This window comes from Streptomyces pactum (assembly GCF_002005225.1).
GTDB classification, from domain to species: domain Bacteria; phylum Actinomycetota; class Actinomycetes; order Streptomycetales; family Streptomycetaceae; genus Streptomyces; species Streptomyces pactum_A.
In genome coordinates this window covers 7,188,946-7,213,066 of sequence record NZ_CP019724.1, presented here as the reverse complement: position 1 = coordinate 7,213,066, position 24,121 = coordinate 7,188,946, and the positions used below count along the sequence as shown (strand labels likewise).

Sequence of the window (24,121 nt, the reverse complement as noted above, 5' to 3'; positions counted from 1 at the left end):
GCCCGCGCCACCCGTTCCCGTCCCCACCTCGAGGAGGTCCCATGCCTGGAACCGCTCGGCCGCAGTCACCGTCCGCGTCAGCCGCCGGCCCCCCGGACGGCATCTCACGCGCGGCGCTCTGGACAGCCGCCGCGCACGCGGCCGAGTACCTCCGGCCCGCGCCGCACGTCCGCGATCCGTGGGCCGCCGGCTTCCTCCACGCGGCGGGCTTCGAGGGGGGCCCGCCCGGCGACGGGCCGATGCAACGCCTGCTGCCGGACTGGCAGGTGGTGCGCTCCCGCTTCTTCGACGACCACCTGCTCGCCGCGGCGCGTTCGGGCTGCCGTCAGGTGGTGCTCCTCGGCGCCGGACTGGACACCCGCGCCTTCCGGCTCGACTGGCCGACCGGCGTACACACCTTCGAGGTCGAGGATCCCGCCGTGCTCGCCTTCAAGGAACACGTACTGGGCCGAGGCCGGCCCTCCTGCGGACGCCGCACCGTCGTCGGGGCCGACACCACCGACACCGCCGCCTGGGGCGCGGCACTCGTCGCGGCGGGGTTCGATACCGGCAGGCCCACCGCCTGGCTCTGTGAGGCGCCCCTCTACTTCCTCCAGCCCGCGGAGGTGGAGTCCCTCGTCGCCGCGATGACCGGGCTCTCCGCGCCCGGCAGTACGTTCGGCGCCGAGTGTGTGAACTCGGCGACCATGTCCTCGCCGTTCGTGGCGCCCTTCATGGAGGCCCTGTCGACGATCGGGCTGTCCTGGAACTGGCGGCTCGCCGAGCCGGAGCGCTGGTGGGCGGAGCACGGCTGGGACGCCGGAGTCGCCGATCTGTTCACGCTGCCGTACGTGATCGAACGCCTCTCCCCGTATCTGCCGCTGGTGGGCGCGGCCGCCGCGAACTGCGTGTTCCTGACGACCGGAACGCTGCACACCGCCTCCTGAGACGGCGCGCGGGACCCCGGACGGTGTCGTCCGGGGTCCCGCGCGTGGCGCCGTGGCTAGGGCCGTTCCAGCTCCAGCAGGGCACCGAGCCACAGGTCGGGGAGTTCGTCCGCGGTCGCCAGGGCCTCGTCGTGGACGACGGTCAGGCAGGCGGTGTCGTGCTGGCTCGTCAGCGTCGTCACGCACCGGATACCCGACGCGACACTGGTGAAGACGGCCGCGCGCCGGGCCGTGAGCCCCTGGTGCACCAAGGCCGTGCCGAAGTTCACGCTGCTCACCGGTCCGGCGACGAACGCCCCGTGGACCAGACGGGTGCCGACGGACGCGCCGAGCGTCCGCGGGGCCGCGGACAGCAGCAGGCGCATGGCGTCGCGCCGCCGGCTCTCGCGCAGCCGGCCCGTGCGGGCGACGACCCGGGCCAGGGCCCGCCGCGGGGACTCCTCGTCGCAGGGCAGCAGCAGCCGGGCGGTGACCATCCGGTTGCCCGGGGCGTACTCCTCTCCCGGGGCCCGGACCGACATCGGGATCGACACGGGCAGCGGTGGATGGGCCGAGCCGGTGCCCTTCAGGTACCAGGTGCGGACGGCGTGGGCCAGAGCGGCGAGGTAGACGTCCGTCACCGTGCCGCCGTGGTCGCGGGCGATGGCACGCAGCCGGGCGAGCGGGGTGTCCGTGTGGCACACGTCGACGCGCCCCGTCGCCTCCCCGTCGAAGGCCGGTTTGGCGGTGGGCCCGCGGAACGCGGCCGCAACCTCGCCCAGCGCGTCCGCGAGGCCGTGCGCGGTGGGCCGCCCGGGGGGCCGCGGGGCCGGTCCGCCCTCGGGGTGGTCGCCGAGGAGAGCGCGGGCGGTGTAGGCGGCGCCCACGCCGTCCTGGAAGGCGTGGTCGGTGCGGTAGACCAGGGTGTGGCGTCCCGTGGGGCCGTGGACCAGCCACACGTCCCAGGGCGGCCGGTCGTCCGTCCCCATGGGCCGGGACAGCATCAGCCGGCTGGTCGCCGAGCCGTCGGTGTCCTCGGGCAGCCACGCCTCGTGCACATGCCGGTCCGCCGAGATCCGGTCCACTCGGCGGAACCTCCTGCGGTCCCGTGCGATGCGGTAGCGCAACGTCGGGACGCGGTGGGCGCGTTCGGCGACCCGCGCGCGCAGGGCGTCCAGCGTGGGTGTGCGGCCCTCGAACTCGAACGCGAACGCGACGGGCAGCGGCCTGCCGCCCGTGGCCATGTGAAAGGCGACGTCCGCGGTGCCCATGGACAGGGACGGCGGCAGGCGGCCGTCCGTGCCGAGGTGGGGTCGCATCGTGGAACCTCCTGGTCGGTTCTGAGGAGCTGAGGAGCTACGGGCTGAGGAGCTACGGGCTGGGAACTGCGCTCCGGAGGCCGGGTTACGCGGAAGCCGCACTCTGCGGGTCTGACGGCCTGTTGCTTCGCAGGTCTGCCGGGCTGCCGGATCCGCGGTTCTGCGGTTCTGCGGTTCTGCGGTTCTGCGGTTCTGCGGTTCCGCGGACGGTCGGCGGCTCTCAGGTATGGCCAGGCGGACGACCCCCGCCGTCAGCATGTATGCCGCGCGATGCGCCCCAGCGTGTCCACATACGTCCGCACCAGGGGCCGAACGGGTCCGCGTACCGCCAGTCGCGGGGCCCGGGAGCGGTGCCAGGGCAGCCGTTCGCCGGGTTGCGGCTCGCCCAGCAGGGCCGCCGCCACGTGCGCCCCGTGCGCTACGGACAGGGCGAGACCGTGCCCGCAACAGCCGCCGATGAACCAGACGCCGGGGGAGCCCTGGACCGGCCCGACCACCGGCAGGTCGTCGCCGGTCATGCCGATGCGGCCGGACCAGCGGTGGGTGACCCGTACCTGGGCGAGATCCGGGTGCAGGGACCGCAGCCACCTCTCCAGCCGCCCCCAGGCGCGCTCCCGGAGGGCCTGGAGCCGGGGAGCGCCGAGCCCGGCCGGAACCGTGGCGGTGCCGCCGCCCGCCACCAGACCCCGGTCCGGGAGCAGACGGAAGTACGGCGCCATCGGCACGGCGTCGACGACGGAGTGTCCCGCGCGCCCGCCCAGCGCCTCGTACGCCGGGGCGCTCAGCGGTTCGGTGGCGACGGCGTACACCTCCAGCGGCAGGATCGTGCCGACCGGCAGGTCGAGTGCCTGTGCGGCGGAGTTGACGGCCAGCACCGCCTGACCGGCGTAGAGCCGGCCGTGCGGGAGGACCAGTTCGGGGCCGACCAGGTCGCCGGGGCGCAGCGCCAGCAGCGGGCTGCGGCCGTAGAAGCGCACGCCCTTGTCGGCGCACGCGCGCGCGAGGGCGCAGGTCAGCGCGGCCGGGTCCAGCGTGGCGGCGGGGCGGTGCAGGAGGGCGGCCTTGTACGGCACGCCCACCCGGTCGCGGATGCCGGCCGCGGTGAGGACCGGGACGTCCAGGCCGAGTACGCGCCAGGCCCGGGCCTGGCGGGCGAGTGCCACCAGGCCCGCGGACGAGCGCGCGGCCATGAGCTGCTCGCCGGGCCGCAGCCCGCAGGGCACGTCGAGCCGGGCACACAGGTCGAGGACGTCCCGTACCGCCCGCTCGCTGGCCCGGTGCATCCGGCGCGCCGTCTGCCGGCCGAAGCGGCGCACCGCGCGGTCGACGGCGGGGCCGGCCCGGGGGCCCAGCAGGCCGGTGCCCCGGCCACTGGCCCCGGCGGCCGGGTGCTCCGCGTCCACCACGGCGATGTCCAGCCCCGGGGCGCGTTCCGCCAGGTGGTAGGCGCAGGACAGCCCGGCCAGACCGGCCCCGACGACGGCCACGTCCGCGGTGACCACGCCGTGCAACTGGGGCTGCGGCGGCAGCTCCGCGGGGTCCCAGTAAGGCGTTCCGGCCGGCGGCCCGGTCATCCGGCGGCGTCCGGCACCGGCTCGGTCAGCGCACCGAACCGGCGGTCGTGCCACAGCAGCGGGCGGCCGCCGCCCACGTGCACGGCGGCGACCCGGCCGACGACGAGGTGGTGGTCGCCGTAGCGGCGTACGTCCTCGGTCAGGCACACCGACCAGGCGAGCGCGCCGGCCAGCACGGGGACGCCCAGCACCTGCCGGATGCCGGTCCCGGCGAACCGCTCGGCCGCGCTCGTCGTGGGGGACGCGAACCGGCCCGCCAGGTCCCGCTGTTCCTCACGCAGCAGGTGTACGGCGAAGGCCCGGCCGGCCCGGACGGCGGCGAGGGTGCGGGAGCCGTCGCGCAGACAGGCCAGGAGCAGCGGCGGGCGGGCGGAGAGCGAGGTGACGGCGGAGACCGTCATGCCGAGGGGACCGTCCTCGCCGCGGGCGGTCACCACGGTCACCCCGGCGGCCAGCTTGGCGTACAGACCGAGGCAGCGGGCGGCGCCCGGCCCCGGTTCCTCGTGCAGCGCATCGGCGTGCGGCGGATCGGCGTTCGTGGGGTCCGTGGTCGCGGGCCGGGACCCGGTGGTCGCCGCCCGGTCAGCCACGAGCCGCAGTCGCGTGCTCATCGATCACCTCCGCGTCCGCCAGGCCGCGCAGCACGCGGGCGATGTTGGCCCGCACGGTCGACTCGGCCACCGGGTCGAGGATCTCGGCCAGGGAGGGGATGCCGAGGTCGAACGCGGCGGTGAAGACGACGAGCGTGCCGACGTCCCGCGGTTCGCAGCGCCAGCTCCCCTCGAAGGTCTGGAAGTCGCCGCTGAGCTGCTCGAAGGCGAGGGAGTACGTCTCGGGTGAGTAGGTGTCACGCTCCCGCCACCGCATCAGGCCGCCCCGGAACTCGACGGTCCATTCCGAGACCGTGGAACCGTCGGGCAGCGGAGGCTCGACGTACACCTCGCGGAAGGTGTCGCTGTACTCGGGATAGCGGCGGAAGTCGCTGATGCGGCCGTAGACGTCGGCGGGTGCCAGTCCGTGGGCGAGGGCGTGCAGGACCACGTGGCGCATGGGTCGTTCGGTTCCTTCCCGGAGGGTTCCGGACGCTGGTGTCAGGAGCGTGCGGCAGGGGCTGTGGCTGTGGCTGTGGCTGTGACAGGAGCCGGTGTCAGCCGGCCATGCGGTCGGCCGTGCTGCGCAGGGCCTCGCCGAGGGTGGTGAGGAACAGGTCGAGCGCGGTGTCCTCGACCACGGCCGGCGGGGTCAGCCGCAGCACCCGGGTCGAGTTGAGGGAGTGGTTGACGAGCACGCCCCGGGAGATCAGCTCCAGCAGGAGCTCGCCGACCGCCTGTTCCTCGGCGAACTCGATGCCGATCAGCAGCCCCCGGCCGCGTACCTCGCGGACCAGCCCGCCCTCGTACGGCGCGCACACGGCCCGTACGGCGGTGAGGAGGCGCAGGCCGAGCGCGGCGGCCCGGGCCACGGTCTCCTCCTCCTCCATCGCCCGTACGGTCGCGAGGGCGGCGGCGCAGGCGATCGGTGAGGCGCCGAAGGTGGAGGTGTGCAGGTAGGGGTCGCGGCTGAAGGGGGCGTAGGCCTCCGCGGTGGCGACCATCGCGGCGACCGGTACGACACCGCCGCTGAGCCCCTTGCCGGCCAGCAGCACGTCCGGACGTACGCCCTCGGCGTCCACGCCCCACCAGGTGCCCAGCCGCCCCATGCCGGTCTGGATCTCGTCGACGACCATCAGGGCGCCGTACGCCCGGCACAGCGCCCGCACCTGGCTGAGGTAGCCGTGGCGGGGGATGCGTACGCCGCCCTCGCCCTGGACGGGTTCGACGATGACGCAGGCCCGGTCGCGGCGGGCGGCCAGCGCCTGTTCGAGGTCGGCCGGGTCGTCGTAGGCGACCTGCGTGACGTCCGGGAGCAGGGGCTGGAAGGGCGTCTGGTACGTGGCGTTGGCGGTGACGCTCAGCGCGCCGAGGGTCTTGCCGTGGAAGCCGCTGCGGGTGGTGATCACCGAGGTGAGTCCGTGGGCGCGGGCCAGCTTCAGGGCCGCCTCGCTGGCCTCGGCGCCGGAGTTGACGAAGTGGACGTAGTCGAGGCCGGGTGGGGTGTGCGCGGCGAGGGCCCGGGCTGCCAGGGCGGCGACGGGTTCGAGGAAGACGCGGCTGGCCAGCGGGTGGGTGTCGATCTGCCGGTGCACCGCCTCGACGACGGCCGGGTGGCGGTGGCCCATGATGAAGACGCCGTACCCGCCGAAGTCCAGGAAGCGGCGGCCGTCGTCGGCGTGGATCCAGGGCCCCTCGGAGCGGACCTCGGCCATGCCGCCCATGACTCGGCCCATGACGGCGCGGCCGGAGCCGATGTGCTTGAGGTAGAGGTCGACGACGTCGGGCCGGCCGGACGGCGCCACGGTGCCGGAGGACGGCGCTGGGGTGCCGGAGGACAGCGCTGCGTTACCTACGGACGACGTTGCGTTACCGGCGGACGACGCCGCCGTACCGGAGGACGGCACAGCGGATTCCGAGGACGGCACGGCGGACCCGGCGGACGGGGGCGACATGGTCATGACGCCACCTCCGTCGGCGCGGCAGCGGCGGTGCGATGGCGGCTGAGCAGGCCGGACCGGTCCGCGGCCCAGCTCTCCGCGTTGCGTACGAGCGCGCAGCGGATGTCGGAACGGGTCAGGCGGGTGCCGCAGTCGGGTTCGCCGAGGGAGGTGTCGAACGGCAGCTCCCGCTGGAACACCAGCAGCAGTTCCGCGTAGTGCTCCAGTCGCCGGCGGACCGACGCGGGCAGCGAGGTGCCCTCCAGCATGGGCAGGAGCAGCCGGTGCACGGCCTCGACCGGGATCAGCCGGGGCCGCTGGGGCCGGGGCAGGCCGTGGCGGACGGCGACGTCCGCGCAGACGTCGGCGAACTCCCGTAACTCGATCGCCTCCTTCCCCGCCGTCAGCCAGTACTCGCCGCTGCCCACACGGCCCCGGACCAGGTCGCCGACGGCCCGGGAGACGTAGTCCTGGGGCACCATGTCGATCCGGGCCTCGGGAGCCCCGGGAAGCACGGGCACCTCCCCCAGGACCATCGAGCCGATCGTCCTGGTCAGTCCCTGCTGACCGGCGATCCGCCCGCTGACGGAGTCGCCCATGACGACCGAGGGCCGAACGATGGCACCGGGCACGCCCGCGTCGCGGGTCAACCGTTCGGCCCCGGTCTTGGAGTCGAGGTAGGCGGCGGCACCCGGGAAGCGCCGGCGGTCCTCCTCGGTGGGGCTGTTGGCCACGAACGCGGTACTCACCAGGTACAGCGGCGCGTCGGCGCGGGCGGCGAGGTCGAGCATGTTGTCCGCACCGCGCAGGTTCGTGCGCGTGATGTCCTGTGGCGGCGTACGCCAGTTCGTCTCGGCCGCGGAGTGCAGCACCACGTCCACCTCGAGGGCCAGTTCGTGCCAGGCCAGGCGGCTCAGTCCGAGCCGGGGAGCCACGAGGTCGCCCTGGAGCTCGCGCACCCGCGGATCGCGCAGCGGTGTGTTGCGGCGCAGGCACAGCAGGTCGAAGTCGGGTGACAGCTCGTCGATCAGGGCGCGTCCGAGCACTCCGGAGCCGCCGGTGAGCAGCAGAGTGGGGCGGTCGCGCGGTCCCGTACGGGCGGCGGGCAGGACGGCGAGACGCTGGTTGTCTGACGGCATGGGGGGTGTGTTCTCCCAACGGATCTCGGCCACCGGTGAACGGTGGGAGCGGGGTCAGGCGATGGCGAGTGGCCGGTCGGCCAGGTACGCGGAGAACGGGCCGGTCATCCGGGAGCGCGACGGCGGATGCAGCGACAGCCCGTTGGCGCAGGCGGCCAGGTGGCCCACCTCGTCGGAGGTCATGAAGTTGAGCCCGCCGAGCAGTTCGACCGCGCGCGGGACGACGCGGGCCACGGCGTCCTGGACGCCGTAGCGCACGTACAACGCCTGCGCGAGCGCCGACTCGTCCAGTTCGCCGGCGTCGATGCGGCGGGCGACGCCCTCGGCGGTGGCCATGGCGGCCTCGGTCTCGACGAAGAGGCGTACGCGCTCGTGCTCGGGGATGCGGTCGTTCAGCAGCACCCGCTCCACCAGCGCACTGGCGGCGCCGAGATAGCTCCCCGTCATCAGCATCTGGAACCAGATCAGTCCGGCCGTCTGGAGTTCGTCGAGCCGTTCGCCGGAGGTTGTCGCGGTGCGCAGCAGGAGTTCCGGCGGGACGAGGACGTCGGTGAGCGTGACCTGTTCGCTCTCGGCGCCGGCCAGGAACGCGCTGGACCAGAAACCGCTGACGCTCAGCCCCTCGCTCTCCGCGGGCACGAGGGCCACGGCGAGTTCGTCGCCCTGCCCGTCCGCGCGCGGGATCATGACGCTGGCGGTGAGCACGTCCATGGAGTGGGCCAGGCTGCACGGTCTTTTGACGCCGTTGATCCGGATGCCGTCCGCGGTCACCGTGGCGGTCATCGACGGGTCGAGGATGCCCGCGCCGCTGCGGCCCTCGGCGAAGCCGGAGGCGATGACGCGGTTGGTGGAGGCCACGCCTTCGATCAGCATCCACTCCAGGCCGTCGCCGAGGCCGCCGAGTCCGACCAGGGTGGCCATGGAGAAGTGGTGCATGGTGGTGGCCACCGCCAGGGACGGTGAGCGGCTGCCGATGGCCCGCTGCACGCGCAGGGCGTCCAGCGCGGTCGCGCCCCGGCCCTGGTGCGATTCGGGGACGAGCAGCCCCGGGCCGCCGCTGTCCCGGAAGTGCCGGATGCCCGGGCTGCCCGGCCGTTCCAGTTCCATCAGCGGGGCCTCGCGCAGGGCGGGGTCCAGGTCGGGCAGCAGCTTGGCGAGGGTGGCGCGTTCGCGCTCGAGGAATCTCATGGGCGGGCGGTCCTCCAGGGTGGGACGGATGCGGAAGGGGCGCGGCACACGCGCGGCCGTGGACGCGATGGCTCAGAGGGCGTTGGTGGCACGCAGCAGTTGCCAGACGGCGCCGGGGCGGGGCCTGCCGCGGAAGGCGATGTACTCCGGGAGGACCACGTGCGGGGCCCACTTCTGCTTGTACTCGAGCTGGGAGGCCGCGGGGTAGACCGCGTCGCCGTGCTCGGCCAGCAGGCGGGCGAACCGGGTGAACAGGCGGCTGGCACCCGGTGGTTCGTGCTCCGGGTCGAGCCCGGTGAAGGGGGTGAACCCGAAGTGCAGCCAGCCCGCGTCGTCGGCGGTGAGCCGCTCCATGACCGTGGCGTTGAGCGCCTCCATGACGCCGGGTGGAGCGTCGGGACGGCGCCGGCTGAGGTCGTGCAGCCAGCCGGGGCGGCTGCCGTAGACCGGCGAGTAGTTGATGTAGCCGACCGCCTCGCCGTCGATCCGGCCGACGAACAGGCGGCGGTGCTTCTGCAGGCTCCCGTCCCGCTGGCCGACGAGGAACCGCAGCTCCTTCACGTGCCGGCCCTTCTCCCGCAGCCAGCGCTGGTCGATCCGGTCCAGTTCGGCGCAGTCGTCGCCGGCCGGGACTTCGGCGACCTCCAGGCCCGCCCGTCGGGCACGCGAGATCTTGTTCCGCAGCCGGACGAACCGTGAGCCGCGCAGCGTGAAACGGCTGAGGTCGACCGCGTACGACGCCCCGATCTGGTTGACCGTGAAGCCGCGCGCCGCGTACAGCTCGGCGTCCGCCCGCTGCAGTTGCACGGCGACCAGCCGGCGGCCGGCCTGGGCGGCGAAGGCGTCCAGCAGGGGCGCGCGGTGTTCCGGTGCGGTGAACGGGCCACCGAATTGCAGGACGTAGCGGCCCGAGGTGCGATAGGCGCAGGCGCCCTCGAACCGGTCGTCGTGGAAGAAGGCGTTCCCGCTGTTGAGGGCGAGGAAGGAACTGGGGTTGTCGCTGTGCGCGGCGAGTGCGTCAAGCACGGACGGCATCGGTGTCCTCCACGGAAGTCCGCGTCACGGCGCTTTCACCGGAAACCGCCGCCGAGTGGTACCGCTGCTCGAACGTCCGGAACTCCGGTGTGGTCTGCGGCTCGAAGGCGACACCGAAGGGTTTGAGGGAGTTCCCGAAGAGGGCCCGGTCGCCCATGAGGTGGATCGGGAGGGCCAGCAGGGCCCATTCCGGCCGGACGAACAGCGCCCATGCCCCGGCCAGGACACCTGCCGTGACCAGGCTGTGCATCGTGTTGTAGGCCACGTAACAGCCGCGCGGGACCCGTCTGTCCGAACGGCGCCGGAAGGCGATCGCGCCGGGCAGGTATCCGATGACGTCGATCACCGCGAACAGCAGCAGGAAGACGCCCCAGCGGATTTCCGTGAGGTGCTGGAACGCGAGCACGAGCGATACGGCGAGAAAGCCCAGCCATTCGAGTCGGGAGAGAGCGAAGGTGGTTTTCGTCTCGAAACGGTTCTTGGCGTCCACGGGCGCTCCTGGATTGCGCGTACGATTCCGGGGCGGGACATCGGCCTGCCCCCTCGCTGTGGTCTGTCACTCCGGTTTACGCGCCAGTGGGCCCAACCCCTCGTAAAGTGGGGGTGATTGGGAAGACACGATGCTCGGGGGGACCTCTTTCATGACGCCGCCGACCGGCCCGGGCGGCCGTCCGGGCTCCACCGGCCGCGGCCCCGGCAACCGCTCCGACAGCGACACCGGCAGGAACGCCGACAGCAGCCCTGACAGCGGCACCGGCAACAGCGCCGCCTGGGAGTTGCTGCTGCCCGCCGCCTCGGCACCGGCACGCGCGCGTGGCCGCGCCCTTCAGGAGGCGCTGCGGGAAGCGGTCCGCTCGGGCCGGCTCACGCCGGGCACCCGTCTCCCGTCCAGCCGGGACCTCGCGGCCGACCTCGGGGTGTCGCGGGGGCTGGTGACGGAGGCGTACGAGCAGTTGACGGCCGAGGGCTATCTGCGCAGCGGTCGGGGCGCCGGGACCTGGGTGGGGGACGCGGTGCGGGCCGCCCGTCCACGCGCGCGTGATCTCGCCCCGCGCTCCCCCGCCGACCGCGTCGACTTCGTGCCGGGGACACCGGACCTGTCGCTCTTCCCCCGCGCGGCGTGGGCCGCCGCTCAGCGGGGCGTGCTGACGGAACTGCCGCACGAGAGCCTCGGTTACCCCGACCCGCGCGGCCTGCCCCGGCTGCGGACCGCGCTGGCCGAGCTGCTCGCGCGGCGCCGGGGTGTGGTGGCCGACCCGGAGCGGATCGTGGTGGTCTCCGGGGTGGCGCAGGCGACGGCGCTGCTCGCGAGCGTGCTCCACGCGCGCGGGATGCGCACCGCCGGTGTCGAGGACCCCGGCAGCCCCCAGCACGACGCCCTGTACGCGTCGGCGGGTGTCGGCACCGTCCCACTGCCCCTGGACGACCAGGGACTCGCCGTCGGCCCGCTGCACGCCTCGGGGGTAAGGGCCGTCGTGACGACTCCGGCCCACCAGTTCCCGACCGGGATCGCCTATTCGGCGCGGCGGCGCGCCGAACTGCTGGACTGGGCCCGCTCCGTGGACGGTCTCGTCCTGGAGGACGACTACGACGGCGACTTCCGATACGACCGTGCCCCCGTGGGCGCACTCCAGGGGCTCGACCCGGAGCGCGTCGCCTACACGGGTTCGGTCAGCAAGTCCCTCGCCCCGGGGCTGCGGCTGGGCTGGCTGCTGGTCCCGGAGTGGCTGGCGGACGACGTCGTCGAGCGCAAACGCACCTCCGACCTCGGGCATCCGGCCATCGACCAGGCACTCTTCGCCCGCTTCGTGGAACGCGGCGACTACGACCGTCAACTGCGCGTCTGTCAGCGCGCCTACCGCGAGCGGCGCGACGCGCTGGTCGCCGCGCTGGAGGAGCACTTTCCCGGCGCGCGGGTCTCCGGCATCGCCGCCGGACTCCACGCCATCGCCACCCTCCCCGCACGGTACGGCCCCGAGGACCGCTTCCTCACGCGCGTGACGGGGGCCGGGGTCGCCGTGCGTTCGCTGGGGGAGTACGGGCACGGGGCGGGCGGTGACGAGGCTGCGGCGAAGGAGGTGCGGCTGGTACTGGGGTACGCGCACCTGTCGCCGGGGCGGATTCGGGCGGGGGTGGGGATGATGGCGAAGGCCGTGTGAGACGGGGTGGGGGGCGACGGCGAAGGCCGTGTGAGACGGAGCAGGGCGACGGCGAAGGCCGTCTGACGCTCAGGGGCGGTCGGCGAGGACCTCGTGTCGCGGGGCGGGTGGGGTGCGTGCACGCGGGCGCCCGGTTGTTCACCCGGAATTTCCGTGGCCGCCGCGCCGCACCAGTAGGTCTGGCTCTGCACACTGGCCGAAGCACTGGCCGGATCCCGTCCCTGGAGGCGTATCCATGTCACACCGTCCGTTGCCCGCTCGCCGCAGCGTGCTGCGCGCGACCCTCGCCGCGTCGGCGGCCCTGACCCTGCCCACCGCCCTCGGGGCGGCGCCGGCGTTCGCCCGTTCCGGGCGGCCGGGAGCGGGCTGGGGCGTGCAGACGGGAGACGTGACCTCCCACTCCGGCCTGGTGTGGGTGCGCTCCGACCGGCCGGCCCGGATGATCGTCGAGACGTCCGCGACCGAGTCCTTCCGCAACCCGCGCAGATGGCGCGGCCCGCTGCTCGGGGCGGACACGGACTTCACCGGCACCACCAGGCTGCGCGGCCTGCCGCCGGGCGAGCAGATCCACTACCGTGTGCTCCTCGCCGACCCGGACGACCCGCGCCGCACCGGCGAGCCGGTCCCCGGCACCTTCCGCACCGTGCCGGTCCGCCGGCGCGAAGGAGCGCGCTTCGTGTGGTCCGGGGACCTGGCAGGCCAGGGCTGGGGCATCAACCCCGACCTCGGCGGCTACCGCATCTACGACGCCATGGGCGCCCTGGACCCGGACTTCTTCCTGTGCAGCGGCGACAACATCTACGCCGACGGGCCCATCGCGGAGACGGCCGCCCTGCCCGACGGCAGCACCTGGCGGAACATCACGACGGAGGAGAAGTCCAAGGTCGCCGAGACCCTCGCCGAGTTCCGCGGCAACTTCCGCTACAACCTGCTCGACGAGAACCTGCGGCGCTTCAACGCCCAGGTGCCGTCGGTCATCCAGTGGGACGACCACGAGGTGCGCAACAACTGGTACCCCGGCCAGGTGATCGCGGACACGGACAGCCGCTACACCGAGAAGAGCGTGGACGTGCTGGCCGCCCGGGCCCGGCGCGCGTTCGGTGAGTACTTCCCGATCTCCACCCTGCGCCCCGGCGCGCGCGAGGGACGTGTGCACCGGGTACTGCGCCAGGGCCCGCTCCTCGACGTGTTCGTGCTGGACATGCGGACGTACCGCAACGCCAACTCCCCCGGCGGCCAGGCCGTGGACCCGCAGGGCATTCTGGGGCGCGAGCAACTGGAGTGGCTCAAGCGGGAGCTGTCGCGGTCGCGTGCGGTGTGGAAGGTGATCGCCGCCGACATGCCGATCGGTCTGGTCGTGCCCGACGGCACCGAGGGGAAGACGAACATCGAGGGGGTGGCGCAGGGCGACCCCGGCGCGCCGCTCGGACGTGAACTCCAGATCGCCGAACTGCTGCGCTTCGTCAAGCACCGTCGGATCACCGGCACGGTGTGGCTGACGGCCGACGTGCACCACACCTCGGCCCAGCACTACCAGCCCTCGCGGGCCGCGTTCACCGACTTCGAGCCGTTCTGGGAATTCGTGTCCGGGCCGCTCAACGCGGGAGCCTTCCCGGCCAGCGCCCTGGACGGCACCTTCGGCCCGGAGCGGGTGTTCGTGAAGGCGCCGACCGCGTCGAACGTCTCGCCCGCGGACGGCTACCAGTTCTTCGGCTCGGTCGACATCGACGGCGACAGCGCCGAGATGACGGTGCGTCTGCGCGAGCAGGACGGCACGGTGCTGTACACGAAGGTGCTCCAGCCGGGCCGGGTGGGTCAGTAGGTCCCGTAGCCTGTCGGGTGTGCCGCGCACCGGCGTCATCCCCCGGTGCGCGGCTCGCCCCCAGCCCGCGTCCCCTCGCGGCGGGCCGCCGCCAACTTGCTGCCATGTGACACTGGGTCCGCAGGTCAGGCCGATTGTCAGTGGTCGGCTCTACGGTTTTTCGCATGACGCGATCTGTGCAGGCCGTGGCCTATCGACGACCCTCCGTGCTGGAATCCGGGACGGGCGGACAGCGCCTGGGGCTGGAGACCTCCGAGGGGTCGACGCCCTCGGGCGCCGTGGAACATCCTCGGTTCTTCGCCGGCTTCCTGACGTCGCCTCAGCAGGCCTCGGCGGCGCTGCTCGCGGTGGCCGACGTCGCCGCCGCCCGGTACCACCAGCCGCAGTTGCGCGCCTCGCTCGACCCGGTGGTGACGGGCAACGGCGACCGGCTGCGCTTCGAGTCCTTCTCCGGCTGCGGAGGGGTGTACGCGCGTCTGGACGTGCTGGAGGCGGGCCTCGACGGCGGCGAGGTCGGGCACGGCACGACGAACGTCGACGTCAACGACCCGCTGCGCGAGGCCCTGTCCCGGATCGGCGCGGAGGATCCGCTCCACTTGCGGGTCGGCCCCGAGGAGCTGGCCGTGACCACGCTGGACGGCCCGGTCGTGGAGAAGAAGGTCCCACTGCCGGACCGGTGGCTGCGCGGCTTCGCCGAGGCCCAGGTCATAGCGGCCGGCTTCGACCTGCGGGCCGAACTGGACGCCGGCGAGGCGGTGCGCTTCCTGCGCTCGCTGCCCCGCGGCGGCAGGAGCGGAGCGGCCGGCCCCCGATGGGTCGTGCCGTCCGGCCGTACGCTGCGGCCGACGACCCGTGCGGTGCCCGGCGCGGTCTGCCTGCCCGGTCCGGAGCGGCTGGTCGCGCTCCAGCGCGTGCTGCGGCACGCCACCGCACTGCGGGTGTACGGACCCGCGGTCGCCTCCGGAGCCGCTGCCACGGCGTCCGCCTGGGAGGTCCTGCTGCCGGGCATGCGCCTCACTCTCACCCTGTCCCCCGACGCCGCCCGCGGGTTCTCCGGCGAGGGCGGCGTCCTCGACGCGCTCGCCACGGACGAGGCCGCCGCGGACGCCGAGCTGGTCTCGGTGCTTCTCGCCTGGGAGCCGCGCATCGACATCGCCGACCTGGGCGCCGCCTCGGGCCTGACCGCGGAGCGGGTGCGCGCTGCTCTGGTCCGCCTCGGCACGTCGGGGCGCGTCGGGTACGACACGGCGGAGGCGGCGTACTTCCACCGGGAGCTGCCCTACGACGCACAACGCGTGGAGCGGCACAACCCCCGGCTGCGTTCGGCCCGGGCGCTGGTGGGGGCGGGCGCGGTCGCCCTGGAAGGCGCGATCGGGACGGTCACGGCCGAGGACGGGCATGTGCACCGGGTACGCGACGAGGCGGGGGTCCTCTCGTGCAGTTGCCTGTGGTGGGCCAAGTACCGGGGCGGTCGCGGGCCGTGCAAGCACGCACTGGCGGTACGGATGGCACGGCGCGGCGCCGCGGCGGCACAGGGGACGGTCCGGACCGACGGGGGTGCGCGATGACCGCGACGGCTGCGACGGCTACGACGGCTACGACGGCTACGACGGCTACGACGGCTACGACAAGTGCGCTGGTGGAGGCGGTGCGAGCGGGGCGGACGGCCGACGTCGTGTCGCTGCTCGACGGCATGACCGACCCCGAGCGGCGCTCGTGCTTCCCGGAGCTGAAGGCCCTCCGCAGGGAGCTCAGGACCGCTCGCTGGTCCGCGGCCTCCCGCCGCACCCATCCCGCCCTGCACGCGGCCGGGGCTGCGTGCCAGACCGGCGCGGCGGCCGTGGCGAACTGGCTCGCGGCCGTCGACATGCGCTGGTCGCAGGCATCACCGGCCGTACTGCTGCACGTCCTGGGCGACCGCGACCCCGGCTGGCTGGCCGACGTGGTTCACCGATTGGCCCAGCGCCCGGCCCGCGCGAACGTGTCGTACGAGCTGATGGCCGGCCTCGTGCGGCTGTCCGGCTGCCCGGTACCGACGACGGAGGCGTACGTCCTGGGCTGGCTGAGCCACATCAGCGGTACGTGGCAGCACAGAGACACGGTACGCGATCGCCTCCGCCGGGACCCGCACCTGGCGGAGCTGGTCGCCGCCCTCTTCCGCACGGACGGCATCGGAACGCGGTTGAGCTGGCCGGCCGGTGACGGACCGGACGGCTGGACCGAGGCCCTGGCGCGGCTGACGGCCGAGGGTGCCCTCGACCGGAGGGCGATGGTCGACGGGTGCGTGGCGCGGCTCCTGCGCGGCGGCACGCCCGCCGAACTCCGGGTGTTCCTGCGCATACTCCAGAATCTCGAGCTCACCCGCGAGGAGGAACGACGGCGAACCCCCGACTGGACGGCGCTGGCCTCGGACGCGGTGTCCGCGGTGGCCTCCTACGCCCAGTCGGTGCTGGGCGCCCTGGCCCTGGACGGGAAGCTGCCGCCGCGGCGGCTTGCGGAGCTGACCGACGCGGTGCTGTTCCGCCCGGAGAAGAAGCTCGTGCGGGCGCAGCTCGTCCTGCTGGGCAAGGTGCTCGCGCGGGACGCCACCGCCGCCGGGGAACTGCTGCCGGCCGCCGCGCAGGCGTTCGGACACGAGGACTCCGACGTGCAGGAGCGGGCCCTGAAGCTGGTCGAGCGGCACGTCGGCAAGGTCACCGCCACCGACGCGCGGCGGCAACTGACGCACGCGGTGGAGCGGTTGATCCCCACGCTGCGTACCCGCGCCGTACGCACCCTGGGCGTGGCACCGCTGACGCCGGAGCCCGTGGTCCACGAAGAGGTGCTGCCTTGCCCGCCGGTGCCGGTGCGTCTGGCGCCGGCCCCCGGTACCGCGGTCGAACTCGCCGAGGAAGTCAGCGCGTTGCTGGCGTCCGGCGGTGACGTGTCCGCGTTCGAGCGCGCTCTGGACGGGCTGGTCAGACACACCCACCGGGACCGGGACACTCTGCTCCAGGCACTCGAACCGGTGATCGCCCGCCGCTGGTGGGCCGACGGCGAGGGGCTCCGCGGACGCCACTCGGACTACTACTTCGACGGGCACCACGAAGTACGCGACACCGCGGGTGCCTTCGACCTCCTTCTCGCGACGCTGGGCGGGCAGGTGCGCACCACCACGCTGCACCGGGCCGCCCGGCACGAGGACACGGACCACGACTGCATGCACAGTCCCCTGGCCCGGTGCTTCGAGGCCCGCCTGTGGGAAGTGGCCCAACGGCTGCGCACCGACCCGCAGCCGTTCCTGCTGGCCACGCCCACCTGGGACACGGGCCTGCTGGAGCCCGGCGAACTGGTGGACCGTCTGGACACCTACCGGCGCCTGGGTGCGCGGGTGTCGGCGGTCGACTTCGGGCAGGCACTGCTGCGGGTACGGCGCGGTGACCGGGCGGCGGCGGTGGCGGCCGCCGAGCAGGCGTCGGCGCTGGACACCGAGGAGGGGAGGCGGCTCGCACGGTGGCTGACCACCGAAACGGCAGGCCCGCCCGTCTCCCGGCGGACGGCGCACACCCGCATCCTGGTGGAGCTCGGCGAGGTGCCGGGACTGCGGGACGATCTCCCGGCCGCTCTGCGGCCGTTGGGGCGGCCGGTGAGTGTGCACCGGGAGCGGTGGTACTGCGGCCACTGGAACGGCGAGATACGGCAGCACTGGCTCGCCCTGCTGCCCGGGAGGCCGGAGCTGGTGGCCGCCCGCCTGCTGCGGGAGGTGTCCACGGTGGCCGTGGACGACGGCCGGGGCGCCGCCGCCGTACTGCCGCGCCTCGCCGAGGCGGACGGCGAGGCGGGAGAGGCGGTGCACCTGTGCGTGGCGTACGGGCTGGGGGCCCGGCACGCGGAGGACCGGCTGGCCGCCGTGGACGCCCTGCTGGTGCTGGCGGCGCGCGGTGCGCTCGACACCGACCGGCTGGGCGCGGATCTGGGCCAGTTGGTGCGGCGCGGAGCGGTGAAGCCGGTGCGGCTCGCCGACGCGGTGCGGACGGCGGCGGCGACGGGGGCGAACGCCACCATCTGGGGCGTGCTCCGCCAAGCGCTGCCCCTCCTGCTCGCCGATCTCTCGACCGGCACGGCCGGTCCGACGGGCACGACCGACACGACCGGCCCGGCAGGCCCTTCCGCCCGCGGGATCGGGGAGCTGCTCGCCGTGGCCGCCGAGTGTGCCGAGCGGACGGGGATCAGGGGCGATTTGCCGCATCTGTCGGTGGCGGCGGACCGGCGCGGTTCGTCCCGGCTGGTGACGCAGGCCCGGCGACTGCGCAGCGCGCTGGCGCAGGAGGGGGCCGCGGCCTGAGACCACACTGACGGAATCCTGAGACCACACTGATGAAAAGGGGAACAAACAGCCCAGAAGCCTTCTTTACCCATCGGTCACAGAGCGTTCGTGATCACGCAACACCGTTCCTTCACAGTGGCGGCATGAGTCGAGACATGTCTGATGTGACGGGCGCCGTGACACACCTCGTGGAGCAAGGCTCCGCAGTACCCTCCATGCTGCTGGCCTCGGTGGCAGCCCTGGTCGGCACGGCGGGCTTCCACACCTGGTGGTCACGCCGCCACGGACACGCCCCGCCGGCGGAGGATACCGGCGCCCGGCCCCCGGCCCCCGGCCGGCCGGCCGGGCCGTCCGACCGCGCCGACGGGGCGACGCCGGAAGCCGGGGCGAGGGCCGGGGACAGCGGGCTGTGGCGGATGCGGACGACCGTGCGGGACACACCGGGGTCGCTGGCCGTGCTGTGCGCGGCCCTCGCCGACCGGCGGGTCGACATCCTGAGCCTGCAGACGCACCCGCTGGCCGACGGCACGGTGGACGAGTTCCTGCTCCGCACTCCGGGTGAGCTGACGGGCTCCGAGCTGGCCGATGTGGTGTCGGCGGCGGGCGGTGCGTACACCTGGACCGAGCGGGCGGACGCCCACGACCTGGTGGACGCGCCGACTCGGGTGCTGGGGCTGGCCGCCCGTACGGCACTGGACGCGGCGGAACTCCCGCTGGCCCTGCGGCAACTGCTGGGCCGGTGCACCATCCGGTCGCTGCCCGCGGCCGCCGGGGGGCGCGCGGCGGAGGACGTGCCGCCGGAAGGCGCGCTGGAGGGCACCGTGCTGCGGCTGCCCGCGCCCGAGGGCGGGGTGATCAGCGTGGAGCGGCCGTATCTGCCGTTCACCCCGGCCGAGTTCGCCCGGGCGCGGGCGCTGGTCGGGCTGGACGCCCGGCTCGGCCCGCGCGTCCCCCGCGGCCGGGACGCGCTGACGCTGCCCGAGGGGCGCGACATCACGGTCCGTCGGGCCGACACGCGTGACGTGCCGGCGGCGAAGGCGATGCACGAGCGGTGCTCGGCGCGGACGCTCGGGATGCGGTACCACGGCCCGGTCGGCGACGCCGACCGGTATCTCAACCACCTCCTGAGCCCGCGCTACGGACGCACCCTCGCCGTGCAGACCGCCTCGGGGCGGATCGTCGGGCTTGGACACCTGCTGTGGGACGGGGACGAGACGGAGGTCGCGCTGCTCGTCGAGGACGCGTGGCAGCGGCGGGGTGTCGGCGGCGAACTCCTCGGCCGGCTGGTGGCGATGGCGGCGGAGACGGGCTGCGAGAGCGTGTACGCGGTGACGCAGGCGTCCAACACCGGCATGGTCGCCGCGATGCGCGGCCTGGGCCTCCCCCTCGACTACCAGATCGAGGAGGGGACCCTGGTCGTCACCGCCCGCCTGGACCCGGCGGCACGTGCGGCGGTGCGGCTCCCGCACGGGGAGCCGATCGGCAAGGAGTGAACCGACGGAGGCGGTGCGGCGCGGGGGCCGGCCCGCGTGGGTCAGCCGACGTGTGACGGACGGTCGGCCCGCGACAGCGCCTCCCGCGGCGGTACCGCCTCGGTCACCCGCTCCCCCATCGCCTGGTCCAGGTCGGCCCACAGGTCCTCGACGTCCTCCAGGCCGACGGACAGCCGCAGGAGCCGGTCGCCGACCCCGGCGTCCCGGCGGTCGTCGGCGTCGACGATGCGGTGGCTGATGGACGCCGGGTGCTGGATGAGCGTGTCGACGCTGCCGAGGCTCACCGCCGGGGTGATCAGGCGGACGCGGCCGATGACCTCGTGCGGATCGCCGTGGACCTCGAAGGAGACCATCGCGCCGCCGATGCGCGGATAGTGGACGCGGGCCACGCGCGGGTCGCCGGCGAGGCGCTGGACGAGAGCGGCGGCGTTCGCGGAGGCGGCCCGCACCCGCACGGGCAGGGTCGACAGCCCGCGCAGCAGGAGGTAACCGGCCAGCGGGTGCAGTACGCCACCGGTGGCGAAGCGGACCTGCCGCAGCCGTCCCGCGAGCTCCTCGTCGCAGGCCACCACGCCGGCCAGCACGTCGCCGTGCCCGCCGAGGTACTTGGTGGCGCTGTGCAGCACCAGGCGCGCGCCGTGTTCGGCCGGGCGCTGGAGCACGGGTGTGGCGAAGGTGTTGTCCACCAGCAGCGGCACCGATCCGCAGGCGTGGGCGACGGCCCGCAGGTCCACCTCGGCCAGCGTGGGATTGGCCGGCGACTCCACGAGGACCAGGCCGGTGTCCGGGCGCAGCGCGTCCGCGATGCCCGCCGGGTCGGTCCAGGTGACCTCCGACCCGAGCAGGCCGGCGGTCAGCAGGTGGTCGCTGCAGCCGTACAGGGGCCGTACGGCGACGACGTGCCGCAGGCCCATCGACCCGCGGACCAGCAGGACGGCGCTCAGCGCGGCCATGCCGCTGGCGAAGGCGACCGCGGCCTCGGTGCCCTCCAGCCTGGCCAGCGCCGTCTCGAAGCGGGCGACGGTGGGGTTGCCGAGCCGGCCGTAGACCGGCGGCCCCTCCGGGTCGGCGCCGGTGGTGGCGAACGCGTCGATGCGGGCGGCCTCGCCGCGACTGTCGTACGACGGGTAGGTCGTCGACAGGTCGATGGGCGGTGCGTGCAGCCCCTGGGCGGCGAGATCGTCGCGGCCGGCGTGCACGGCCTCGGTGGCCAGTGCCCTGCCCGTGGGGGCGCCCGAGAACGCGGTGATGCGTACGTCGTCGAATGGTGACGTGTGCGTGCGCGCAGAGTCCATGACCCGAGAGTGAACACTGACCGGCCTCCCAGGGTCGCAGGCCGTGCTACGTTCGACCAATGGCCGAAAATGTCGTACTGGATCCGGTGGATCTTCATCTGCTGCGACTGCTGCAGAACGACGCCCGGACCACCTACCGCGATCTCGCAGCCCAGGTCGGGGTCGCCCCGTCGACCTGCCTGGACCGGGTGACCCGGCTCCGGCGTGCCGGGGTGATCCTCGGCCATCGGCTCGAACTGGACCCGGCCAAGCTGGGGCGCGGGCTCCAGGCGCTGCTGTCCGTGCAGGTGCGCCCGCACCGGCGGGAACTGGTCGGTCCGTTCGTGGAGCGGATCCGGGCGCTTCCGGAGTCGCGCACCGTCTTCCATCTCACCGGCCCGGACGACTACCTCGTCCATGTCGCGGTCGCGGACATGACGGATCTGCAGCGGCTGGTCCTGGACGGGTTCACCTCCCGGCCGGAAGTGGCCCGCGTCGAGACGCGGCTGATCTTCCAGCAGTGGGAGTGCGGGCCCCTGCTGCCGCCCGCCGCGCCTGCTGCCACGCCCTGAGCGAAATCCGGCCGCCCGCGGCGGCGGGCCCGGCGAACCGGGCTGACGCGGCACCGGTATCCGTATGAGTATGTCCGCATGTCAGAGACCAAGAGCCCGCTGCCCCGCGAGGTCGCCGACGCCTACGTCGACGAGCTCATCGCCCTCGACCCGGTCACCGGTACGTTCCTCGGCGTGCCGGCGAGTTCCAGCCGCCTGCCCGACTTCTCGCCCGCGGGGCAGGAGGCCCTCGCGGAGCTGGCGCGGACCACGCTCGGCCAACTGGACGAGGCGGAGCGCCGGCCCGGTGGGGACAGTGACGTGGAGCGGCGCTGCGCCCGGCTGCTGCGCGAGCGCCTCACCGCCGGACTCGCGGTGCACGAGGCGGAGGAGGGCCTGCGCTCGGTCGGCAACATGGGCACCGTCGCCCATTCGGTGCGCGAGGTCTTCACCGTGACGCCGACCCTGACGGACGACGACTGGGCGCGGATCGCCGAGCGGCTCCGCGCGGTGCCGGCGGCGTTCGGGGGCTACCGCGAATCCCTGTCCCTGGGTCTGGAACGCAAGCTGTACGCGTCCCCGCGCCCGACCGCCACCTTCGTCGAGCAGCTCGGCGAGTGGGCGGACACGGGCGAGGGCCGCGGCTGGTTCGAGGACTTCGCGTCGGCCGGCCCCGAGGCGCTGCGTGCGGAGCTGGACGAGGCGGCCCGGGTCGCGACCACGGCCGTCGTGGAGCTGCGGGACTGGATGCGCGACGTGTACGCCCCGGCGATCGAGGGCGCCCCGGACACGGTGGGCCGCGAACGCTACGCCCGCTGGTCGCGCTACTACAACGGCACGGACCTGGACCTGGACGAGGCGTACGCGTACGGCTGGGCCGAGTACCACCGGCTGCTGGCCGAGATGAAGCAGGAGGCGGAGAAGATCCTGCCAGGGGCGGAAACGCCGTGGGTGGCGCTGGCGCACCTGGACGAGCACGGCAAGCACATCGAGGGCGTCGACGAGGTCCGCGACTGGTTGCAGGGCCTGATGAACCAGGCGATCGAGGCGCTGGACGGCACCCACTTCGAACTCGCCGAGCGGGTGCGGAGGGTGGAGTCGCGGATCGCCCCGCCCGGCAGCGCGGCGGCGCCGTACTACACGCCCCCCTCGGAGGACTTCTCGCGGCCGGGCCGCACCTGGCTGCCGACGATGGGTCTCACCCGTTTCCCGGTCTACGACCTGGTCTCCACCTGGTACCACGAGGGTGTGCCGGGCCATCACCTCCAGCTCGCCCAGTGGGCGCACGTGGCGGCGGACCTGTCCCGCTATCAGGCCTCGGTCGGCATGGTCAGCGCCAACGCCGAGGGCTGGGCGCTGTACGCGGAGCGGCTGATGGACGAGCTGGGCTTCCTCACGGACGCGGAGCAGCGGCTCGGCTACCTGGACGCGCAGATGATGCGGGCCGCCCGGGTCATCGTGGACATCGGCATGCACCTGGAGCTGGAGATCCCGGCCGGCTCCCCGTTCCGCCCCGGTGAGCGCTGGACGCCGGAGCTGGCCCAGGAGTTCTTCGGTGCGCACAGCAGCCGTCCGGCGGACTTCGTGGAGAGCGAGCTGACCCGGTACCTGACGATCCCCGGCCAGGCGATCGGCTACAAGCTCGGTGAGCGGGCGTGGCTGCTGGGCCGGGAGAACGCCCGTAAGCGGCACGGTGACGCCTTCGACCCGAAGGCCTGGCACATGGCGGCCCTCTCCCAGGGCTCGCTGGGCCTGGACGACCTGGTGGACGAGCTGTCCCGGCTCTGAGCCGGGCCGCTCACCGCCTGAACCCGCCCTCCGAGTCGACGACCTGGCCGGTGACCCTTCCCCAGCTCTCAACTACGTTCGAGCCGGGGAGACCCCTATCGCCTCGTCCGTGGCGAGCCACCCGACGAGGCGGGCCGGGTCGTCGGGCATGCCCCACCGCCCGGCGGGGAAGAGCGCGGCGATGGCCTCGTAGTCCTCGCCGGTCATGTAGTCGGTGTCCACGGGCCCGGGGTTGACCGCGTTCACGGTGACCGCGTGCTCGGCGAGGGTCGTCGCCAAGGAGCGCGTGATGGAGGCGAGCGCGCCCTTCTGCAGGGCGTAGGCGATCTCGCCGGGCATGCCGCCGGCGATGTCCTGGCCGGAGGTCATCATCGCGACGCGTCCACCGGGTGTGCGGGGCGGCAGGGCGGCGCGCAGCCGGGCGTAGGCCTGGACGAGCAGCAGTACGGAGCGGGTGTCGACCTGCCAGTGAGCGTCGAGCATGGCGGCGTCGATCGTGTCGAGGGTGCCGTCGGAGCCGCTCAGGGCGTGGTTGGCGACCAGGATGTCCAGTCGCCCGCCGAGCGCTTCGGCGGCGGTGGCGACCAGTTCGCCGGGTGCGGCCGGGTCGGTGAGGTCGCCGGGACCGGCCGCCACGGTGGCGTCCGGGTCGCCGAGTGCCGCGCGCACGGAGGCGACCACGTCCTCGGGCCGGTCGGCGCCCCAGGGCATGGCGGCGTCGTGCGGGACGTGGTGGTGCAGGTAGACGCTCGCCCCGTACGCGGCGAGCCGCCGGGCCACGGCGTGGCCGATGCCGCCGCGCCGACTGGCTCCGGTGACGAGGGCGGTCCGGCCGCGCAGCGGCAGGGGGTCGCGGCGGAGGTCTTCGGGGGCGGGGTGCGGAAGTCGTGGCATGGGCACCCATCATGGCTGGCCCGCCGCAACGACGCAGCCCGATAACCGCGGTGGCTGACGGCCCACCGGCCCCCGTGGGCAACGGGACACCGGCACCCGTAGCCAACGGCCCACCGACCGCGGCGGTTAACGGCACCCTGACCG

At 74.0% G+C, this 24,121-nt stretch carries 18 protein-coding genes and 1 pseudogene; 8 read left to right on the top strand and 11 right to left on the bottom strand.

Annotation, left to right across the window (positions count from 1 at the left end; all coding sequences use genetic code 11):
- Positions 1 to 41 precede the first annotated feature (41 nt).
- A complete protein-coding gene (locus tag B1H29_RS31185) occupies positions 42 to 926 on the top strand; it encodes an SAM-dependent methyltransferase (RefSeq protein ID WP_055420764.1) in 885 nt (294 codons plus the stop codon).
- A gap of 56 nt (positions 927 to 982) precedes the next feature.
- Here the strand turns inward: B1H29_RS31185 and B1H29_RS31180 are convergent, their stop codons facing one another.
- From B1H29_RS31180 to B1H29_RS31140, 9 genes are all read right to left on the bottom strand, one after another.
- Positions 983 to 2,224 (bottom strand): wax ester/triacylglycerol synthase domain-containing protein, encoded by a 1,242-nt coding sequence (locus B1H29_RS31180; RefSeq protein ID WP_055420765.1) that lies wholly within the window; start codon positions 2,222 to 2,224, stop codon positions 983 to 985.
- A 251-nt stretch (positions 2,225 to 2,475) separates the two neighbouring features.
- The gene (locus B1H29_RS31175; protein WP_055420766.1) at positions 2,476 to 3,798 is read right to left on the bottom strand and encodes an NAD(P)/FAD-dependent oxidoreductase; all 1,323 of its coding nucleotides are present in this window, start codon (positions 3,796 to 3,798) and stop codon (positions 2,476 to 2,478) included.
- Positions 3,795 to 4,409 carry a flavin reductase family protein gene (locus tag B1H29_RS31170; RefSeq protein WP_199832412.1) on the bottom strand — a complete coding sequence of 205 codons (615 nt, stop codon included), beginning with the start codon at positions 4,407 to 4,409 and terminating at the stop codon, positions 3,795 to 3,797. The genes B1H29_RS31175 and B1H29_RS31170 overlap by 4 nt, the downstream gene beginning before the upstream one ends.
- The gene (locus B1H29_RS31165; RefSeq protein WP_055420767.1) at positions 4,381 to 4,848 is read right to left on the bottom strand and encodes an aromatase/cyclase; all 468 of its coding nucleotides are present in this window, start codon (positions 4,846 to 4,848) and stop codon (positions 4,381 to 4,383) included. The genes B1H29_RS31170 and B1H29_RS31165 overlap by 29 nt, the downstream gene beginning before the upstream one ends.
- Before the next feature lie 97 nt (positions 4,849 to 4,945).
- Entirely contained in the window at positions 4,946 to 6,349 is a 1,404-nt protein-coding gene (locus B1H29_RS31160; RefSeq protein WP_079160558.1) for an aspartate aminotransferase family protein, read from the bottom strand.
- Positions 6,346 to 7,467, bottom strand: coding sequence for an SDR family oxidoreductase (locus B1H29_RS31155; protein WP_055420768.1), 1,122 nt, complete (start codon positions 7,465 to 7,467; stop codon positions 6,346 to 6,348). Before B1H29_RS31155 ends, B1H29_RS31160 begins: the two co-directional genes overlap by 4 nt.
- Before the next feature lie 54 nt (positions 7,468 to 7,521).
- Positions 7,522 to 8,655, bottom strand: coding sequence for an acyl-CoA dehydrogenase family protein (locus tag B1H29_RS31150; protein WP_055420769.1), 1,134 nt, complete (start codon positions 8,653 to 8,655; stop codon positions 7,522 to 7,524).
- Positions 8,656 to 8,727: 72 nt separating this feature from the next.
- A complete protein-coding gene (locus tag B1H29_RS31145; protein ID WP_055420770.1) occupies positions 8,728 to 9,690 on the bottom strand; it encodes a bifunctional lysylphosphatidylglycerol flippase/synthetase MprF in 963 nt (320 codons plus the stop codon).
- Positions 9,674 to 10,180, bottom strand: coding sequence for a hypothetical protein (locus B1H29_RS31140; RefSeq protein WP_055420771.1), 507 nt, complete (start codon positions 10,178 to 10,180; stop codon positions 9,674 to 9,676). Before B1H29_RS31140 ends, B1H29_RS31145 begins: the two co-directional genes overlap by 17 nt.
- Positions 10,181 to 10,331: 151 nt before the next feature.
- On the opposite strand from B1H29_RS31140, the gene B1H29_RS31135 reads away from it, so the two are divergent.
- The 5 genes from B1H29_RS31135 to B1H29_RS31115 all read left to right on the top strand — a co-directional run bounded on the left by B1H29_RS31135 (position 10,332) and on the right by B1H29_RS31115 (position 19,470).
- Positions 10,332 to 11,849 (top strand): PLP-dependent aminotransferase family protein, encoded by a 1,518-nt coding sequence (locus B1H29_RS31135; protein ID WP_079160557.1) that lies wholly within the window; start codon positions 10,332 to 10,334, stop codon positions 11,847 to 11,849.
- Between the two features lie 235 nt (positions 11,850 to 12,084).
- Positions 12,085 to 13,671: an alkaline phosphatase D family protein gene (locus B1H29_RS31130; RefSeq protein ID WP_055420772.1), complete on the top strand. Its 1,587-nt coding sequence runs from the start codon at positions 12,085 to 12,087 to the stop codon at positions 13,669 to 13,671.
- 164 nt (positions 13,672 to 13,835) lie between these two features.
- Positions 13,836 to 15,239 (top strand): SWIM zinc finger family protein, encoded by a 1,404-nt coding sequence (locus B1H29_RS31125; RefSeq protein ID WP_055420773.1) that lies wholly within the window; start codon positions 13,836 to 13,838, stop codon positions 15,237 to 15,239.
- On the top strand, positions 15,236 to 17,995 hold the full coding sequence (locus tag B1H29_RS31120; RefSeq protein WP_055420774.1) for a DUF6493 family protein: 2,760 nt from the start codon (positions 15,236 to 15,238) through the stop codon (positions 17,993 to 17,995). The genes B1H29_RS31125 and B1H29_RS31120 overlap by 4 nt, the downstream gene beginning before the upstream one ends.
- 137 nt (positions 17,996 to 18,132) lie before the next feature.
- Positions 18,133 to 19,470 (top strand): GNAT family N-acetyltransferase, encoded by a 1,338-nt coding sequence (locus B1H29_RS31115; RefSeq protein ID WP_055420775.1) that lies wholly within the window; start codon positions 18,133 to 18,135, stop codon positions 19,468 to 19,470.
- A 41-nt stretch (positions 19,471 to 19,511) separates the two neighbouring features.
- Here B1H29_RS31115 and B1H29_RS31110 read toward each other — a convergent pair whose 3' ends face one another.
- Positions 19,512 to 20,765: a trans-sulfuration enzyme family protein gene (locus tag B1H29_RS31110; protein ID WP_055420776.1), complete on the bottom strand. Its 1,254-nt coding sequence runs from the start codon at positions 20,763 to 20,765 to the stop codon at positions 19,512 to 19,514.
- A 59-nt stretch (positions 20,766 to 20,824) separates the two neighbouring features.
- On the opposite strand from B1H29_RS31110, the gene B1H29_RS31105 reads away from it, so the two are divergent.
- Together B1H29_RS31105 and B1H29_RS31100 are read left to right on the top strand one after the other, a co-directional pair.
- Positions 20,825 to 21,316 carry an Lrp/AsnC family transcriptional regulator gene (locus B1H29_RS31105; RefSeq protein ID WP_055420777.1) on the top strand — a complete coding sequence of 164 codons (492 nt, stop codon included), beginning with the start codon at positions 20,825 to 20,827 and terminating at the stop codon, positions 21,314 to 21,316.
- A 78-nt stretch (positions 21,317 to 21,394) separates the two neighbouring features.
- On the top strand, positions 21,395 to 23,083 hold the full coding sequence (locus tag B1H29_RS31100) for a DUF885 domain-containing protein (protein ID WP_055420778.1): 1,689 nt from the start codon (positions 21,395 to 21,397) through the stop codon (positions 23,081 to 23,083).
- A 10-nt stretch (positions 23,084 to 23,093) separates the two neighbouring features.
- Here B1H29_RS31100 and B1H29_RS31095 read toward each other — a convergent pair.
- A pseudogene (locus B1H29_RS31095) lies at positions 23,094 to 23,977 on the bottom strand (SDR family oxidoreductase).
- Positions 23,978 to 24,121: the final 144 nt, after the last annotated feature.